The organism is Streptomyces sp. AC555_RSS877 (assembly GCF_019049245.1).
Taxonomy (GTDB): domain Bacteria; phylum Actinomycetota; class Actinomycetes; order Streptomycetales; family Streptomycetaceae; genus Streptomyces.
The window spans coordinates 173,301-188,668 of the sequence record NZ_JAGMUK010000054.1 but is presented as its reverse complement, the minus strand read 5'-3'; the positions used below and the strand labels follow the sequence as shown (position 1 = coordinate 188,668).

At 71.5% G+C, this 15,368-nt stretch carries 12 protein-coding genes; 6 read left to right on the top strand and 6 right to left on the bottom strand.

The window, feature by feature from the left end; genetic code table 11:
* Positions 1-49: 49 nt before the first annotated feature.
* From KUM49_RS24415 to KUM49_RS24395, 5 genes are all read right to left on the bottom strand, one after another.
* Entirely contained in the window at positions 50-994 is a 945-nt protein-coding gene (locus KUM49_RS24415) for an SMP-30/gluconolactonase/LRE family protein (protein WP_217239061.1), read from the bottom strand.
* Positions 995-1,117: 123 nt separating this feature from the next.
* Complete coding sequence (locus tag KUM49_RS24410; RefSeq protein WP_217239060.1) at positions 1,118-1,843, bottom strand: class I SAM-dependent methyltransferase; 726 nt, start codon at positions 1,841-1,843, stop codon at positions 1,118-1,120.
* A 154-nt stretch (positions 1,844-1,997) separates the two neighbouring features.
* On the bottom strand, positions 1,998-4,466 hold the full coding sequence (locus KUM49_RS24405; protein ID WP_217239059.1) for a SpoIIE family protein phosphatase: 2,469 nt from the start codon (positions 4,464-4,466) through the stop codon (positions 1,998-2,000).
* Between the two features lie 185 nt (positions 4,467-4,651).
* A complete protein-coding gene (locus tag KUM49_RS24400) occupies positions 4,652-7,084 on the bottom strand; it encodes an MFS transporter (RefSeq protein WP_217239058.1) in 2,433 nt (810 codons plus the stop codon).
* Positions 7,085-7,235: 151 nt separating this feature from the next.
* A complete protein-coding gene (locus KUM49_RS24395) occupies positions 7,236-7,679 on the bottom strand; it encodes an SRPBCC family protein (protein ID WP_217239057.1) in 444 nt (147 codons plus the stop codon).
* A gap of 135 nt (positions 7,680-7,814) precedes the next feature.
* Here KUM49_RS24395 and KUM49_RS24390 point away from each other — a divergent pair, with 135 nt between their 5' ends.
* The 4 genes from KUM49_RS24390 (at position 7,815) to KUM49_RS24375 (ending at position 11,553) form a co-directional block, all read left to right on the top strand.
* On the top strand, positions 7,815-8,852 hold the full coding sequence (locus tag KUM49_RS24390; RefSeq protein ID WP_217239056.1) for an Rv2578c family radical SAM protein: 1,038 nt from the start codon (positions 7,815-7,817) through the stop codon (positions 8,850-8,852).
* Positions 8,853-8,987: 135 nt separating this feature from the next.
* Positions 8,988-10,574, top strand: coding sequence for an alpha/beta hydrolase (locus tag KUM49_RS24385; protein WP_217239055.1), 1,587 nt, complete (start codon positions 8,988-8,990; stop codon positions 10,572-10,574).
* Between the two features lie 56 nt (positions 10,575-10,630).
* Complete coding sequence (locus KUM49_RS24380; protein ID WP_217239054.1) at positions 10,631-11,029, top strand: RidA family protein; 399 nt, start codon at positions 10,631-10,633, stop codon at positions 11,027-11,029.
* Between the two features lie 20 nt (positions 11,030-11,049).
* Entirely contained in the window at positions 11,050-11,553 is a 504-nt protein-coding gene (locus tag KUM49_RS24375; RefSeq protein WP_217239235.1) for a GNAT family N-acetyltransferase, read from the top strand.
* Positions 11,554-11,557: 4 nt separating this feature from the next.
* On the opposite strand, the gene KUM49_RS24370 is transcribed toward KUM49_RS24375, so the two are convergent.
* On the bottom strand, positions 11,558-12,136 hold the full coding sequence (locus tag KUM49_RS24370) for an adenylosuccinate lyase (protein ID WP_217239053.1): 579 nt from the start codon (positions 12,134-12,136) through the stop codon (positions 11,558-11,560).
* 393 nt (positions 12,137-12,529) lie between these two features.
* Between KUM49_RS24370 and KUM49_RS24365 the strand changes: the two genes are divergently transcribed.
* Positions 12,530-14,335, top strand: a complete 1,806-nt coding sequence (locus KUM49_RS24365) for a 3-hydroxyacyl-CoA dehydrogenase family protein (RefSeq protein ID WP_217239052.1) — start codon at positions 12,530-12,532, stop codon at positions 14,333-14,335.
* A 175-nt stretch (positions 14,336-14,510) separates the two neighbouring features.
* Positions 14,511-15,320 carry a TetR family transcriptional regulator gene (locus KUM49_RS24360; RefSeq protein WP_217239051.1) on the top strand — a complete coding sequence of 270 codons (810 nt, stop codon included), beginning with the start codon at positions 14,511-14,513 and terminating at the stop codon, positions 15,318-15,320.
* The last annotated feature ends 48 nt before the right edge of the window (positions 15,321-15,368 follow it).

Here is a 15,368-nt window from a genome sequence, read left to right as displayed (position 1 = left end):
TCGTCCTCCGGCGCCAAGCACCGGAGGACGGACCGCTTTCCGTACAGGCTCAGACGGAGACCGCGACGGCGTTGTACGTCGTCTCGGGCGTCGGCGTGGTCGTGAAGCGCGCGTTGACCAGATAGAGGCGGTCACCGAAGCGGGCGGCCGTGGTGGGCACGTCGAAGCGCGGGTCGGTGATCGTCTTCCGCAGGGTGGCGGTGGTGGCCTCGGCGTCGAGGTCCCAGACGCTGATCAGGTTCAGACGGTTCTGTACGACGTACAGCGTGCGCCCTGTGCGCCACAGGCCGTCGCCGTTGACGACGTCCGCCTGTCCGACCAGCGTGATCCTGGTGGCGGCACCCGTCTTCACGTTCACGTTGTACAGCTCGCCCGGCGTGCTCTTGACCACGATCAGGCCACGGCCGTCGGGGGTGCCGACGATGCCGTTGGCGTTGTTGACTGCTGGTAGCTGCGTCCAGTCGCCGGTGAGCGGCAGGGTACGGATGTCGCCCTTCCGGCCGCCGCGCGGGACCCCGTACAGGGCCGCGTCGCGAGAGTCGGTGAACCAGGCGCGGTCGCCGAGCAGCGTGACGTCGTTGATGAAGTGACCGGTGGCCTCGGTGAGCTGGTGCGTCGCGAGGAGCTCACCGGTGCGCGAGTCGTGGACCCGGGCGACGCCCGTGTTCCCGGCGACGTACAGCAGCCCGTCGTGGTCGACCTTGAGACCGACGGAGATCAGGCCGGTGCCGCCGGCGAAGAGGATCTTGCCCTCTCCGGTGCGCAGGTCGGTGCGGTGGATCGCGCCGTTGGCGCGGGAACCCATGTACGCGTACGGCTTGCTTCCGATGGCGATGCCCTCGGGAAGCCAGCCGTTCGGAAGGGGGAACTCCGTCGGCCAGGCGGCGTTCGGGGTGGCGCTCGCCGTGCCGGCGCCGGCCGTCACGGCCAGGGCCGCCAGGGCGGCGCCGCCGAGTACGGCACGCCGGGTCGGGCGGGGGTGGGTCGGGGTCATCGTGGGCGCCTCCATGATGTGGGTTTCGTTGACAACTGCCGCGACAACTACGTTGACAATCCCGCGAGTTGACAACGATTCCGCGCCGGTGGGAGTTCCCTGTGGCCCCGACCGCCGCGGGCGTCACACCGTGCGGCTCGCCACCAGCCACCTCGACGGAAGGGCGATCCGGGTGCCGTCGGGCCGGTACTCGGTGGTGGTGAGGGGCAGTTCACCGCTCGCCAGGACGCTCAGCCCGGCCACGTTCAGATAGACGGGGATCGCGTCGTCGGCGACCTGGCCGGGCGCGATGCCGTGCCGGAAGACGGGCGCCAGCTTGGGCGGCGGGCCCTCGGGGCGCTGCGCCAGGCCCATGAGGACGGGCTTGGCGGCCTCGGAGAGTTCCACCAGGAAGGCCCGGCCGCGCTCCCCGAGCAGCGCGGCGATCCCGTCCACGAGCGCCTGCCGGTCGTCGGGGTCGGCCTGGTGGAGGACGCCCCGCATGTAGACGTTGGCGTCGCCGAGTTCCGCGTGCAGCGTCTCCGCCTCGCCCTTGCCGGCCGCGTCCAGCACCCGGTACGACGCCTGGCCCGCCGGGTCGCCGCGCCGGGCGTGGTCGAGGGCGGCGGCGGACAGGTCGGCGCCGAGGACGTGCGGGAAACGGTCGGCGAGGAACCGGGTCTGGGTGCCGTTGCCGCAGCCGAGGTCCACCAGGGGCAGACCGGGGTCGACCAGATGGGGTTCGAAGAGGGCGAGATGGGCGCCGGCCGTGAGGATCGGCTCCGCGTCCCAGAACACGGCCCCGGGTTCACCGGAAGCCTCACGCCAGAAGCCCTCCCAGGCCTCCCGGTACCGACTCGTCACGCTCATGAGCAACTCCCCAGGGTGCGAAGGCCGCCCGCCCCCAAGTGACGGGTCAGTACGGTGTATCGCGCCCAGGTCAAGCCCACAAGCGCGCGGCGCATTCCTCCACGGGTCGTTCGTGACGAGTACGCCGTCGCGCGCCCCCTCACCCTTGGGACGGTCAGCGGCGCGGCAGCGTCAGCTCGAACCACACGGTCTTGCCGGCCTTCGTCCGGCTGGTTCCCCACTCGCGCGCGAGGGTGCTCACCACCCGCAGACCGCGCCCGGCCTCGTCGCCCGGCCCCGCGCTCAGCAGGGTCGGCAGCTCGTGGTCGTCGTCGTCCACTTCGCACAGCAGGGTGTCGCCGCGTACCAGCCGCAGGTCGACGGGGCGGCTGTGGGAGTGCCGGACGGCGTTGGTGACGAGCTCGCTGACCATGAGCTCGGCGGGACCGGCGAGCCCCGTGAGCCCCCAGGCGTGGAGCTGTTCGCGGACCACCGCGCGGGCCCGGCCCACCTCGGCCGGGTCGAGAGGGAGCCGCCACTCGGCGACGTCGTCGGGCTCGATGCCGTTCAGGCGGGCCATCAGCAGGGCCACGTCGTCCTTGCGGCCGCCGCGGGTGTTGAGGGCCCGGATGATCGTGTCGCAGGCGTCGTCCATGGAGGCGGCGGGGTGCGCGGCGGACTCGCACAGCGTGGCGAGGCCGACGCCGATGTCCTCGCCGCGCACCTCCACCAGGCCGTCGGTGCACATCACGAGCCGGTCGCCGGGCTGCACGCGCACGCGTACCGCCTCGAACGGCACCCCGCCGACGCCGATCGGCGCCCCCGTCGGCAGGTCGAGCAGCTCGCTGGCGCCGTCCCGGGCACGGACCACGACGGGCGGGATGTGACCGGCGTTGGCGAGGTGCAGTTCGCTCGCGATCGGGTCGTAGACGGCGTACAGGCAGGTCGCGAGGTAGGTGTCGCCGAGGCGCTGGGCGAGGTCGTCGAGGTTGCGCAGCAGCTGGGCGGGCGGCAGGTCGAGGGCGGCCATGGTCTGTACGGCCGTCCGCAACTGGCCCATCATGGCGGCCGAGTTGAGGCCGTGGCCCATGACGTCGCCGACGACCAGGGCGGTGCGGGCACCGGGCAGTTTCACGGAGTCGAACCAGTCGCCGCCGACGCGCCCGAGGAGGGTGCCGGGCAGATAGCGGGTGGCGATGTCGCAGCCCGCCATGCGCGGCGGGATGTGCGGCAGCATGCTGTCCTGGAGGGTCTCGGCGACGCTCTCCTGGTAGGTGTACATGCGCGCGTTGTCCAGTACGAGGCCCGCGCGGGCGGCGAGTTCGGCGCCGGTGACCCGGTCCATGTCGTTGAACTCGACGCGCTCGGGGTGCCGCAGCAGGATCATGAAGCCGAGGACCACGTTGCGTGCCTTGAGCGGCACGACCAGCATGGAGCGGCCCGTGATGAGGGGCCGGATGTCCCGTTTTTCGAACTGGGAGGCGATGGCGTGGCCCATCGGCTCGCTGATGCGCGGCACGAGGACGGGTTCGCCGCTGGTCATGCACTGGAAGAACGGGGTGTGCGCGGGGAACGGCATGGCCTCGCCGACCGGCACGACGTCGTCCCAGCGGCCGGGTTCGTCGGTGTGCTCCAGGGCGACCCGGTGCCACATGGTGGTGGTGTCCGGGACCCCCTCGGAGAACTCCTCGCCGGCGACGACCTGTTCACGCAGATAGGTGCCGGCGACGTCGGTGAAGCGCGGCACGACGGCCTTGCTGACCTCGATGATGGTCTTCGCCAGGTCCAGGGAGGTACCGATCCGGCCGCTGACCTCGTTCAGGAACTCCAGACGCTCACGTACGGCGGTGTACTCGAGGTCTTCCGCCTCGTCGGCCACGCCCTGCGGCAGGGGGCGCCCCTCGGCCAGGGCACGGGCCGCGCGTTCACGGCGGGCCTTGCGCTCGGTGCGCCGGGGCACGCCCCAGTCGGGGGTCACGGGCACCCGGTCGTTCTGACTGAACTCCAGGACGGGATAACCCAGTTCGAGGACCTGTCCGGCGATGCGCGCGCCCTCGTCGACGCTCATGCTGGGCAGGATCTCGGGGAGCCGGCGGGCCAGTTCGTCGGCGCCCGGGAAGTCGGTGTGCAGCGCGAAGCCGGGCGCGATCCGCTCGAAGGCCAGGTCCTGGGTGTCCTCGTCGGCGTGGTCGGGCCGCAGTCCGGCCGCGTCTGCGGCGAGGACCAGCAGGCGCTCCCGCCCGGGGCCGACCAGCGGGTAGGCCCACCACAGGACGTCGATGCGGTCGAGGTCCCCCACGGCGAGGCGGGCGCGGCCTGCGGCCGGGTAGGACAGCCTGCCGTCAAGGGACGTCTCCAGGTCGGGTCCGAGGCCGTCGTAGGCCGCGTACGCCCCGTAGGGCGCGACCTCGTCCTCCTCGGGCAGCGCTCCGGAGACGGGCAGCAGATCGACCGCGAACCGGCCGATCGCCTCCTCCTTGGTGGCGCCGAACAGGCGGCGCGCCCCCGTGCTCCAGTGCGAGACCAGGCCGCCGTGGTCCACCACGACCACGGCCAGCGGGATACGGCCGGACGGTGCTCGCTCCGCCGCACCGCTCCCAGCTCCGGGGCTGGGAGGTGCGTCCCTCTCGGTGCCACGGTTCATGGCCCAGGCCCTCTCTCCCCACGGCTCCGCGAGATCTGTGCCGCCTCGACCACCGTACGGCGCCGGTCGGTCACGATGTGCGGCAACGCGGGAATCGCTTCGCGGGATCACACCGGCGCACGCCCGCTCGTCCCTGCTCTGAGCAGGGACGGAATGCCCGGCAGCGCCAGGTTACTGACAGGTTTTCAGTCCTCGTGCCCCAGCTGCAGATCCCGTTCCGTGCGGCCTCCTCCGGCCACGCGGAGCGCGGTGGCGACCGGCGGGTAACCGGTGGCGATGACGGTGTACTCGCCGGAGGCCATGTCGACGAACGTGAACGTTCCGTCCGGGCCGGTGGTGAGGGTGTCCACGACGTTGCCCGCCGCGTCCAGCAGCGTCACGCGCGCGTCCTCCACGAGCCGTCCGCCGCCGGCCCGCACGGTGCCGCGCAGCACGGCCCCGCCGGCGAGTTCGACGTCCTGGCGGGTCTCCCGGGAGGCCCGGACGGTGACGGGGAGCGCCGCCGGCCGGTACGCGGGGGCGCCGACGGCGAGGGTGTACTCGCCGGCCACCAGCTCGGTGATGACATAACCTCCCTCGCGCCCGCTGCGGGTGGTGGCGACGACCTCGCCCCGCACGTCGGTGAGCGTGACGATGGCGTCCGGGACGGGACTGCCGTCCGCGGTGACCACGGTCCCGGCGAGGCGTCCCGCACCGCCGAGGACGACGTCCAGCTCGACGGGGCGGTCCCCGACGGTCACGGAGACGGCCTGCGGCTGATGGCCGTCCGCGGCGGCGATCAGGACGTACGCCCCCGAGCCCGGCGCCGACAGCGCGTACCGCCCGTCCTCGCCGCTCGCGCCCCGCCCGATCTGCTGCCCGGCGCTGTCGATCAGGGTGAGGGCCGCACGCGGCACGACCGTCCCGTCGGGACGCTGCACGGTGCCGCCCACGGGGATCTCGGCGGTGCCCGGCGAGCGAAGCGAGACGGGGGCACCCGCGCCCGGAGGGTGGGGGAGCACCTGCGGGACCGGGGCGTCGGCGCGGGCGGTCTCCGGCTCCTCGGCCGGGGCGTCGCAGGACACCAGGGGTTTCTCCTTGAGGAAGAAGGCGATGAGCAGGCCGAGCACGAGCACCGGCACGAGGTAGAGGAAGATCCGCGGCATGGCGTCGGCATAGGCCCGGACGTAGCCGTCGCGCAGCGCCGGGGGCAGCGTGTGGACGAGCTGCGGGGTGATGGACTCGGGGTCGGGGAGCGGGGCACCCGCGCGCGCGGGCAGGCGTTCCTCCAGTGAGCCGGCGAGCCGGCCGGCGAAGAGGGTCCCGAACACCGCGGCGCCGACGCTGCCGCCGATCTGCCGGAAGTAGTTGCCGGCGCTGGTGGCGGTGCCGAGGTCGGCGGGTCGTACGGAGTTCTGCACGGCGAGGATCAGGACCGGCATCACCATGCCGATGCCGGCACCGAGCACGGCCATCCAGATGCTGTAGTGCAGCCGGGGCGTGTCGGCTTCGAGGCGGGAGAGCAGCCACATGCCGGTCACGGAGAGCGCCCCGCCGATGATCGGGTGGATCTTGTAGCGCCCCGTGCGGCTGATGAGCTGCCCGGACATGATCGAGGCGCCGACGATGCCGGCCGTCATCGGCAGCATCAGCAGGCCCGACTCGGTGGCGGAGGCCCCGTCGACCATCTGCAGGAAGGTCGGCAGATAGCTGGCCGCGCCGAACAGGGCGACGCCGGTCACGACGCCCATCAGGCCGGTGACGTTGAAGACGGAGTCCCTGAACAGCCGTAGCGGGATGAGGGGTTCGACAGCGAAGTGCTCGGCGAGGAGGAACAGGAGGCTGGCGGCCACCGCGCCGGCGCCGAGTCCGAGGATGACCCGCGAGTCCCACGCGTACTCGGAGCCGCCCCAACTGGTCAGCAGCACCAGGCAGGTGGAGGCGGTGGCGAGCAGCAGCGCGCCGAGGACGTCGAGCCGGGGCCTGGCCGTCGGCTTGGGGAGCTTCAGGACGACGGCGACCACGGCCAGGGTGACGAGGCCGAAGGGGACGTTGATGTAGAAGCACCAGCGCCAGGAGAGATGGTCGGTGAAGTAACCGCCCAGCAACGGTCCGGCGACGGAGGCGAGACCGAACGCGGCGCCGATGAGGCCCATGAACCGGCCGCGCTCCCGGGCCGGCACGATGTCCGCGATGATCGCCTGCACACCGATCAGGAGGCCGCCGGCGCCGACGCCCTGGACCGCCCGGAAGGCGATCAGCTGGTCCATGGTCTGCGCGCGGCCGGCGAGTGCGGATCCGACGACGAAGACGACGATCGCGAACTGGAAGACGCCCTTGCGGCCGAGGAGGTCGCCGAGCTTGCCGTAGACCGGGAGTCCGATCGTGGCGGTGAGGAGGTAGGCGGTGATCGCCCAGGACATCCTGTCCAGGCCGTGCAGTTCGCCGACGATCTTCGGCAGCGCGGTGGCGACGATCATCTGCTCCAGCGCCGCCAGCAGCAGCGCGAGCATGAGTCCGAAGAAGACCCACCGCACCTGGCGTGGGCTCAGTCGGGCGCCGGTGGCCGACTCCGGAGGCGGGCCCTGCGACGGGGGTGCCGGGGCCGGTTCGTCCTGTACCAGAGTGACCCCGCCCACGTATCGCTCCCCTCGTCGCGCTTTCGCACAATTCCCGCGTAAGGCGACAACTGCGAGCAAGCGCGACGAGTTACGGCGCATGGCCGGGGCGCACGGAGATCCACTCGAACCGGTGGGGGGCAACGGCCGCTCACCGGTGTCCCGTTGGGGACTACTTCTCGACCTCGGCGGCGAGCTTGTCGAGCATGGCGTCGTAGATCCGGCCGAGACCCTTGGGGGCGAAGGTCTTCTCGAAGAAGCCGCCGATACCGCCGGCACCCTGCCAGACGGTGGTGACGACGACCCGGGACTTGCCCTCGCCGGCCGGGGTGACCCGCCAGGTGGTGACCATCGAGGAGTTGCGGTCCTTCTCGACGAGCTCGCCGTCGGTGGGCTCACTGACCTCCAGGAGGCAGTCGCGGACGCGCTTGCTGGTGGCCTGGAGCTTCCAGTGGACGAGGGTGCCCTCGCCGTCGCCGCCCTCGCGCACCTCGTACTCGCTGAAGTGCGCGGGCAGCACCTTCGCGCGCGTGCCGCTGTAGTCGGCGAGGGCGTCGAACACCTTCTCCGCGTCCGCCGCGACGATCCGCTCCGTAGTGGCCTCGACCTGCGCCATTGACTTCCTCCAGGACCTTGGTTCTCGGGGTTTGGGCAAGCCAACCACCCCGGGTCCCGGGCGCCCAAATCGGGGGTCGCACGATCAAGGGAACATATGTTCTATTCTTGGGTTCAGTGCTACCGAGGAGGCCTCATGCGCTGGGAGAACCTCACGGAGTCCGGCGATCACAGCCGGGCCGACGCCGGTCTGTTCGACGCGGACGCCGTGATCAGCCGTACGTTCGACACGCCCGAGTTCGCCGGGATCACCTTCCACGAGATCCGGGCCCGGTCGATCATCAACCGCGTGCCGGGCGCCTCCCGCATGCCGTTCGAATGGACGGTCAATCCCTATCGAGGCTGCTCGCACGCGTGCGTGTACTGCTTCGCCCGCAAGACGCACAGCTACCTGGACCTGGACACGGGCGTCGACTTCGACTCCCAGATCGTGGTCAAGACGAACGCGCCGGAGCTGCTGCGCCGCCAGCTGGGCTCACGCCGCTGGCAGGGCGAGCACATCGCGATGGGCACCAACGTCGACTGCTACCAGCGCGCCGAGGGCCGCTACCGCCTGATGCCGGGCATCATCACGGCCCTGACCGACCACGCCAACCCCTTCTCGATCCTGACGAAGGGCACGCTGATCCTGCGCGATCTCGACCTGCTGAAGCGGGCGGCGGAGGTGACGGACGTCGGCATCTCGGTCTCGGTCGGCTTCACCGAACCCGAGCTGTGGCGCACCGTCGAGCCGGGCACACCCGCGCCGGAGCGGCGCCTGGACGCCGTACGGACCCTCGGCGAGCACGGCATCGGGTGCGGTGTCCTGATGGCGCCGGTCATCCCGTTCCTGAGCGACCATCCGGCCCAACTGCGGGACACCGTACGGGCGATCGCGGAGTCCGGGGCCACTTCGGTCACCCCGCTGGTGCTGCATCTGCGCCCCGGCGCCCGGGAGTGGTTCATGGCCTGGCTGACCCGCCACCATCCGCATCTGGTGGGCCGTTACGAGCGGCTGTACGCGGACGGCGCCTACGCCCCGAAGTGGTACCAGCGCCGGATCACCCGTCAGGTCCACGAGCTGGCACAGGAGTACGGGATCGGCCCCACGCGCGCGGGGATGCCGCGGCGCGTCCGTGAGCCGGAGCCCGACCGGCCCGATCTGTCCGAACCGACTCAACTCACACTGATCTGAGCGCATACGAGCGCATACCGCGATCCAATTGGGTCAAGTATTGCCAGAATCCGTTCTTCCGGGGGTTCTTTCCGGGACGATGCGGCGGGGACCGTGACCTTCGCGGTCCGAAACCCTCCGTCCTGGGAGGACTCCATGAGAAAACGCGCAGCCGCGCTGTGCGGTGCCGCTGTCGTCGTGGCCGGGAGCTTCACGGCCGTCCCCGCCGGCGCGAGCACCTTACTGACCGCCCAGACCGCACAGACCTCCGGGGCCGCGAAACCCGCCTGGAAGAAGTGCGGCACCGCCGACTATCCGACGCTCCAGTGCGCGTCGCTCAAGGTGCCGCTGGACCACGCGAAGCCGAACGGCCGGCAGATCACCCTCGCACTGTCCCGCGTCCCGCACACCGCGAAGAAGTACCAGGGCCCGCTGCTGGTCAACCCCGGCGGCCCCGGCGGCAGCGGTCTGACGCTCGCCGGATTCGTGGCCTCCACGCTGCCCAAGGCGGTCGCGGCCCAGTACGATGTCATCGGCTTCGACCCGCGCGGAGTGGGCGCGAGCAAGCCCGCCCTCGACTGCAGGCCGGGCCACTTCGACCCGGTGCGCCCGGACTCCGTGCCGAGCACACCCGCGATCGAGAGGGCCAACCTCTCCCGCGCCAAGTCCTTCGCCGCCGCCTGCGGCAAGAAGTACGCGAGCGTGCTGCCGTACATCAACACGGTCAGCGCCGTGCGGGACATGGACGCGATCCGCAAGGCGCTGGGCGCCAAGAAGATCAACTACTTCGGCTACTCGTACGGCACCTACCTCGGCGCGGTCTACGGCAAGCTCTACCCGGAGCGGGTGCGGCGCCTGGTCCTGGACTCGATCGTCGACCCCACCGGTGTGTGGTACGACGCCAACCTCGCCCAGGACTACGCCTTCAACGACCGCCACCGGGCGCTGATGGCCTGGATCGCCAAGTACGACGCCACGTACAAGCTCGGCACCGATCCGGAGAAGATCGAGGCCAAGTGGTACGCGATGCGGGCGGCCCTCGCCAAGAAGCCGGCCGACGGGAAGGTGGGCGCCTCCGAACTGGAGGACACCTTCATCCCGGGCGGCTACTACAACGGCTACTGGCCCTATCTCGCCGAGGCGTTCGCGGCGTACGTGAACGACAAGAACGCCGACCCGCTGGTCGAGGCGTACGAGAACTTCGCCGCCGTGGACGCCTCCGGTGACAACGGCTACAGCATCTACACCTCGGTGCAGTGCCGTGACGCGTCCTGGCCGCGCGACTGGAAGCAGTGGCGCAAGGACAACTGGGCGGTGCACGAGAAGGCGCCGTTCATGGCATGGAACAACGCCTGGTACAATGCGCCGTGCGCGTTCTGGCCGACGGACTCGCTGCAGCCGAAGAACGTCGCCAACGGCAAGCTGCCGCCGGCGCTGCTCTTCCAGGCGACGGACGACGCGGCCACCCCGTACCAGGGCGGCGTGACGGTCCACCGGCTGCTCGCCCACTCCAGTCTGGTGGTCGAGGAAGGCGGCGGGAACCACGGCATCTCGCTGAGCGGCAACGCCTGCCTGGACGAGTACCTGGCGGCGTACCTGACCGACGGCACGGTGCCGCGCGGTCACGGCGAGGCCGACGCGGTGTGCAAGGCACTGCCCGACCCCGAGCCGCTCAGCTCGAAGGCGGCGTCGACGTCGTCCCGCGGCTCGACCCTGCACGGTCTGCTCGGCTTCCGCGGCTGAGCACGGCCTGACGGCCCGTCGGGGGCGTTGTCGGACCCATGGTCCACCATGGACGCATGAGTGAGCTGACGAGGATTCCCGCCCCCGACGGTGTCGCCCCCGCCGCCGCGTACACCCACGTCGTGACGGGCACCGGCCGTTTCGTCGCGGTCTCCGGCCAGCTCGCCCTGGACGAGGCCGGCGATCTCGTCGGTGCGGGCGACCCCGCGGCGCAGGCCCGACAGGTCTTCGAGAACCTCCGCCGCTGCCTCGCCGCCGCGGGCGCGACCTTCGACGACGTCGTCAAACTCACCTTCTTCGTCACGGACATGGCCCACATGCCCGCGATCCGCGCGGCCCGCGCCTCCCACCTACCCGACGACCGCCTGCCGGCCGCCTCCGCCGTGCAGGTCGCCGCGCTGGTCCGGCCCGAGTTCCTGATGGAGATCGAGGCGTTCGCGGTGGTCGGCGAGTGACTCACGTGCGAGTGCGGGACATGAGGCTCGCCGACTGCTACCGCGTCTCCGAGATCCGCGTGCGCGGATGGCAGAGCGCCTACCGGGGCCTGATGCCACAGTCCTTCCTCGACGCGCTCAGCGTGACGAAGGACGCCGAACGGCGGCGCTCCCTCTTCTCCGCCCGCGCCAGCGACGGTGTGGTGAACCTGGTCGCCGAGCGGGGCGGCGAGATCGTCGGCTGGGCGGCGCACGGCCCGTACCGAGACGGCGACACCCGCACCGCGGACGCCGAGCTGTACGCGGTCTACGTCGACTCCGCGCATCTGGGAAGCGGAGTCGGAAGGGCGCTGCTGACGGCGTCGCTGGAGCAGTGCGGCGCCCAGGCGCGCCTGTTCCTGTGGGTGCTGAAGGGGAACACGCGCGCCCGTCGCTTCTACGAGCGGGCGGGCTTTCGCCCGGACGGCGCCGAGGAACCGTTCGAGGTCGACGCAGTCCTGGTGCCGGAGGTCCGGTACGTACGGGAGCCGGCGCCCTCGGCCTGAGGGGTCACCGCCGCTGCCCGGGGATCCGCGCCAGCGCCTGCACCGCCGCCTCCGCGAGCGCCGGGTGTGCGAGTGCCTCGTTCAGGACCGGTCTCGCCCGGGTGTCGCCGAGTGTGCCGAGCCCTTCCACGCAGGCGAGGGCCACGCGCCGGTACGGATCGTGCGGGCGCAGCCGCCGCCCCAGGGTGGTGATCAGCGCCGGTACGGCTTCGGGGGCACGCAACTGCACCAGGAGCCGGACGGGATGCAGGGCGTAGGCGACGCGGAGTTCGTTGGTGGCCAGGGCGGCGGCCGCGCGGGCGGTGCGCGGGTCGCCGAGCCGGCCCAGGGCGTGGGCGGCGGAGGCGCAGCGCTGCGGGTCGCGGTGGTTGAGCAGCAGGACGAGGGATTCGAAGGCACGACGGTCGCCCGCGAGCCCGAGCCGGAACGCGGCCAGTTCCCTGGCCCACAGCGGCCGGCCCGGCTCGGTGAGCACTGCCGCCAGGTCGTCGACGTCCTTCGTCCTCGTGAGGCGCTCGTACAGGGGCGGGTCCCCCGACTCCTGCCGTAAGCGTTCCGTGAGCGATCGCAACTCTTCGTCCATGAAACCGAGGTTAGGCGGGCAGCCGCGAAGCCAGGACCTACATCACCAATTCGGGGACTGGCGCGCTCGTTACTCACGGGTTAAGCTCAGACGAGCGAGTTACCCACTCGTAGATCGCTCGTGGTGGCCTGGTGACGCAGCCGCCGCGAGAGCAGTCGGTTCGGTACCTCGTGTACCCGTGTACGACCCGGCCCCGGGACAGGGCCGGTCGGTTCCGCCGTTTCCCGGGCGTGTGCACGCCCCTCATGACGGCACCGGGCGTGTGCGCCTACAGCCCGGCAACACCCGCACTCCTCTTCGCACCCCGGTGCGTCCGTGGCTCGGCCCTCTTCTGGCCGAGCCCGGCGCACCCGGGCGCGCTTCCAGTCGTCACCCTCATTCCTGGAGTCCGCGATGGCCGCTCCCCTGTCCGACACCCCTCTGTCCCCCTTCAAGACCGTTGCCGTGGTCGGCCTCGGCACGATGGGCACCGGCATCGCCGAGGTGCTCGCCAAGGCCGGCCGCGAGGTCGTCGGCATCGACATCAGCGAGGCCGCCGCCGCCCAGTCGGCCGCCGCCCTGGAGGCCGCGACCGCCCGCGCCGTGGAGCGCGGCCGGCTGACCGGGCAGGAGCGCACCGACCTGCTCGCCCGTGTCCGCACGTCCACCGACCTGCGGGCCGCGGCCGACGCCGACCTGGTCATCGAGGTGGCTCCGGAGTCGTACGAGATCAAGCACCAGATCTTCCGTGAACTCGACGGGATCGTGCGGCCGGAGACGATCCTGGCGACCGGCACCAACGCCCTCTCCGTCACCCGGCTCGCCGCCGACTCGGCCCGCCCGGAGCGAGTGCTGGGTCTGCACTTCTTCAACCCGGCGCCGGCCATGCGGCTGGTCGAGGTCGTCTCCTCGGTGCTGACCGCGCCCCAGGCGGTCGCCGCGGTCACGGACCTCGCGATCGAGCTGGGCAAGGAGCCCGTCGCGGTCGGTGACCGGCCCGGATTCGTCGCCGACGGACTGCTGTTCGGCTACCTCAACCAGGCCGCCGCGATGTACGAGGCGAAGTACGCCTCCCGCGAGGACATCGACGCCGCGATGCGGCTCGGTTGCGGGCTGCCGATGGGCCCGCTCGCCCTGCTCGACCTGATCGGCGTCGACACCGCGCGTACGGTCCTGGAGGCCATGTACGCCGAGTCCCGGGACCGGCTGCACGCCCCCGCGCCGATCCTCAAGCAGCTCAGCGAGGCGGGCCTGACCGGCCGCAAGACGGGCCGCGGCTTCTACACCTACGAGGCCCCGGGCAGCGCCACGGTCGTGCTGGACGCCCTGACACCCGGCTCCGGCGGCCTCGGCGTCCCCGGCCGCCCGGTCCGCTCAGTCGGCGTCGCGGGCTCGGGCACCATGGCGTCCGGGATCGCCGAGGTCTTCGCCAAGGCCGGGTACGAGGTCGTGCTCGCCGCCCGCAGCGAGGAGAAGGCGCAGACCGCCAAGTCCCGTATCGGCAAGTCGCTTTCACGCTCCGTCGACAAGGGACGGATGACCGCCGAGGCCGCCGCGCAGACCCTGGAGCGGATCACCCCGGCGGGCTCCTACGACGCCTTCGCCGACGTCGACCTGGCCCTGGAGGCCGTCGCCGAGGACCTGGAGGTCAAGCAGCAGCTGTTCGCGACGCTGGACAAGGTCTGCAAGCCGGGCGCGGTCCTGGCCACCACGACCTCGTCACTGCCCGTCGTCGCCTGCGCCCGCGCCACCTCGCGCCCGCAGGACGTGATCGGCATGCACTTCTTCAACCCGGCACCGGCGATGAAGCTGGTCGAGGTCGTCCGTACGGTGCTGACGGCCGACGACGTCCACTCCACGGTCCGCGAGGTCTGCGTCAAGATCAGGAAGCATGCGGTCGACTGCGGGGACCGGGCCGGCTTCATCGTGAACGCCCTGCTTTTCCCGTACCTCAACAACGCGATCAAGATGGTGCAGGAACACTACGCGTCTCTCGACGACATCGACGCGGCGATGAAGCTGGGCGGCGGTTACCCGATGGGCCCGTTCGAACTCCTGGACGTCGTCGGGCTCGATGTCTCGCTGGCCATCGAGAAGGTCCTGCACCGCGAGTTCCGTGACCCGGGCCTGGCCCCGGCGCCGCTCCTGGAGCACCTGGTGGCCGCGGGCTGCCTCGGCCGCAAGACGGGCCGCGGCTTCCGCGAATATGCCCGCCGCTGAGCGTCCCGGCGACTGGTTCACGAAGGACGCGGACTGGGGCGGACTGCTCGAGCCGGGCGAGTTGGCACCGCCCGCCCCGAACGGCTCGTCCCCGCCCGCCACTCCCCCGCCCGCACCGGTCGGGGGAAAGCGGGGACCTGCGCGGCGAGCTGCGCACATGCAGTACGTTCGGGGCATGCCCCAGCCCGCCAAGTCCTCACGTACACCAGCTACGCCCGACGCACCGGAAAGTGCCGCAGGCAGTCGCGCGGCGGCCCAGCGGCTCAAGATGCGCCGGGAACTGGCGGCCGCCGCGATGGAGCTGTTCGCGACCAAGGGGTACGAGGCGACCACGGTCGACGAGATCGCGGCCGCGGCCGGGGTCGCGCGTCGCACCTTCTTCCGGCACTTCCGGTCGAAGGAAGAGGCGATCTTCCCCGACCACGACGACACGTTGATCCGGGCGGAGGCGGTCCTCAACGCCGCCCCCGCGCACGAGCATCCGCTCGACACGGTGTGCCGGGGCATCAAGGAAGTCATGCGGATGTACGCGGCCCGGCCCGAGATCTCGGTCGCCCGCTACAAGCTCACGCGCGAGGTGCCGACCCTGCGCGAGGCGGAGATCGCGTCGGTGGCCCGCTACGAGCGGTTGTTCACCCGCTACCTGCTCGGCCACTTCGACGAGCACGCGCACGACGACGACGCCAACGACGACCCGCTGCTCGCGGAGGTCGCCGCGTCCGCCGTGGTCACCGCCCACAACCACGTCCTGCGGCGCTGGCTGCGGGCCGGCGCACAGGGGGACGTCGAGGCCCAGCTGGACCACGCCTTCGCGATCGTACGGAAGACGTTCGGGTCGGGCATCGGGGCGGGGCGCGCCACCACCCCGAGACCGGCTGCCGCGACGGTCTCCACCCACGGGGAGGTGCTGGTGACGGTGGCCCGCACGGACGCCCCGCTCGACCAGGTCATGCGGACCATCGAAGAGGCCCTCAAGGAGCGCTGAGCCCTTCTCGCCACTGTGATGACGGCCACCCCTCGGGGTGGCCGTTTT

Coding starts and splice junctions, on each gene's coding strand:
- KUM49_RS24415 (WP_217239061.1), bottom strand. CDS start 994: ATGACCCCGACCCACCCCCGCCCGACCCGGCGTGCCGTACTCGGCGGC.
- KUM49_RS24410 (WP_217239060.1), bottom strand. CDS start 1,843: ATGAGCGTGACGAGTCGGTACCGGGAGGCCTGGGAGGGCTTCTGGCGT.
- KUM49_RS24405 (WP_217239059.1), bottom strand. CDS start 4,466: ATGAACCGTGGCACCGAGAGGGACGCACCTCCCAGCCCCGGAGCTGGG.
- KUM49_RS24395 (WP_217239057.1), bottom strand. CDS start 7,679: ATGGCGCAGGTCGAGGCCACTACGGAGCGGATCGTCGCGGCGGACGCG.
- KUM49_RS24390 (WP_217239056.1), top strand. CDS start 7,815: ATGCGCTGGGAGAACCTCACGGAGTCCGGCGATCACAGCCGGGCCGAC.
- KUM49_RS24385 (WP_217239055.1), top strand. CDS start 8,988: ATGAGAAAACGCGCAGCCGCGCTGTGCGGTGCCGCTGTCGTCGTGGCC.
- KUM49_RS24380 (WP_217239054.1), top strand. CDS start 10,631: ATGAGTGAGCTGACGAGGATTCCCGCCCCCGACGGTGTCGCCCCCGCC.
- KUM49_RS24375 (WP_217239235.1), top strand. CDS start 11,050: ATGAGGCTCGCCGACTGCTACCGCGTCTCCGAGATCCGCGTGCGCGGA.
- KUM49_RS24370 (WP_217239053.1), bottom strand. CDS start 12,136: ATGGACGAAGAGTTGCGATCGCTCACGGAACGCTTACGGCAGGAGTCG.
- KUM49_RS24365 (WP_217239052.1), top strand. CDS start 12,530: ATGGCCGCTCCCCTGTCCGACACCCCTCTGTCCCCCTTCAAGACCGTT.
- KUM49_RS24360 (WP_217239051.1), top strand. CDS start 14,511: ATGCCCCAGCCCGCCAAGTCCTCACGTACACCAGCTACGCCCGACGCA.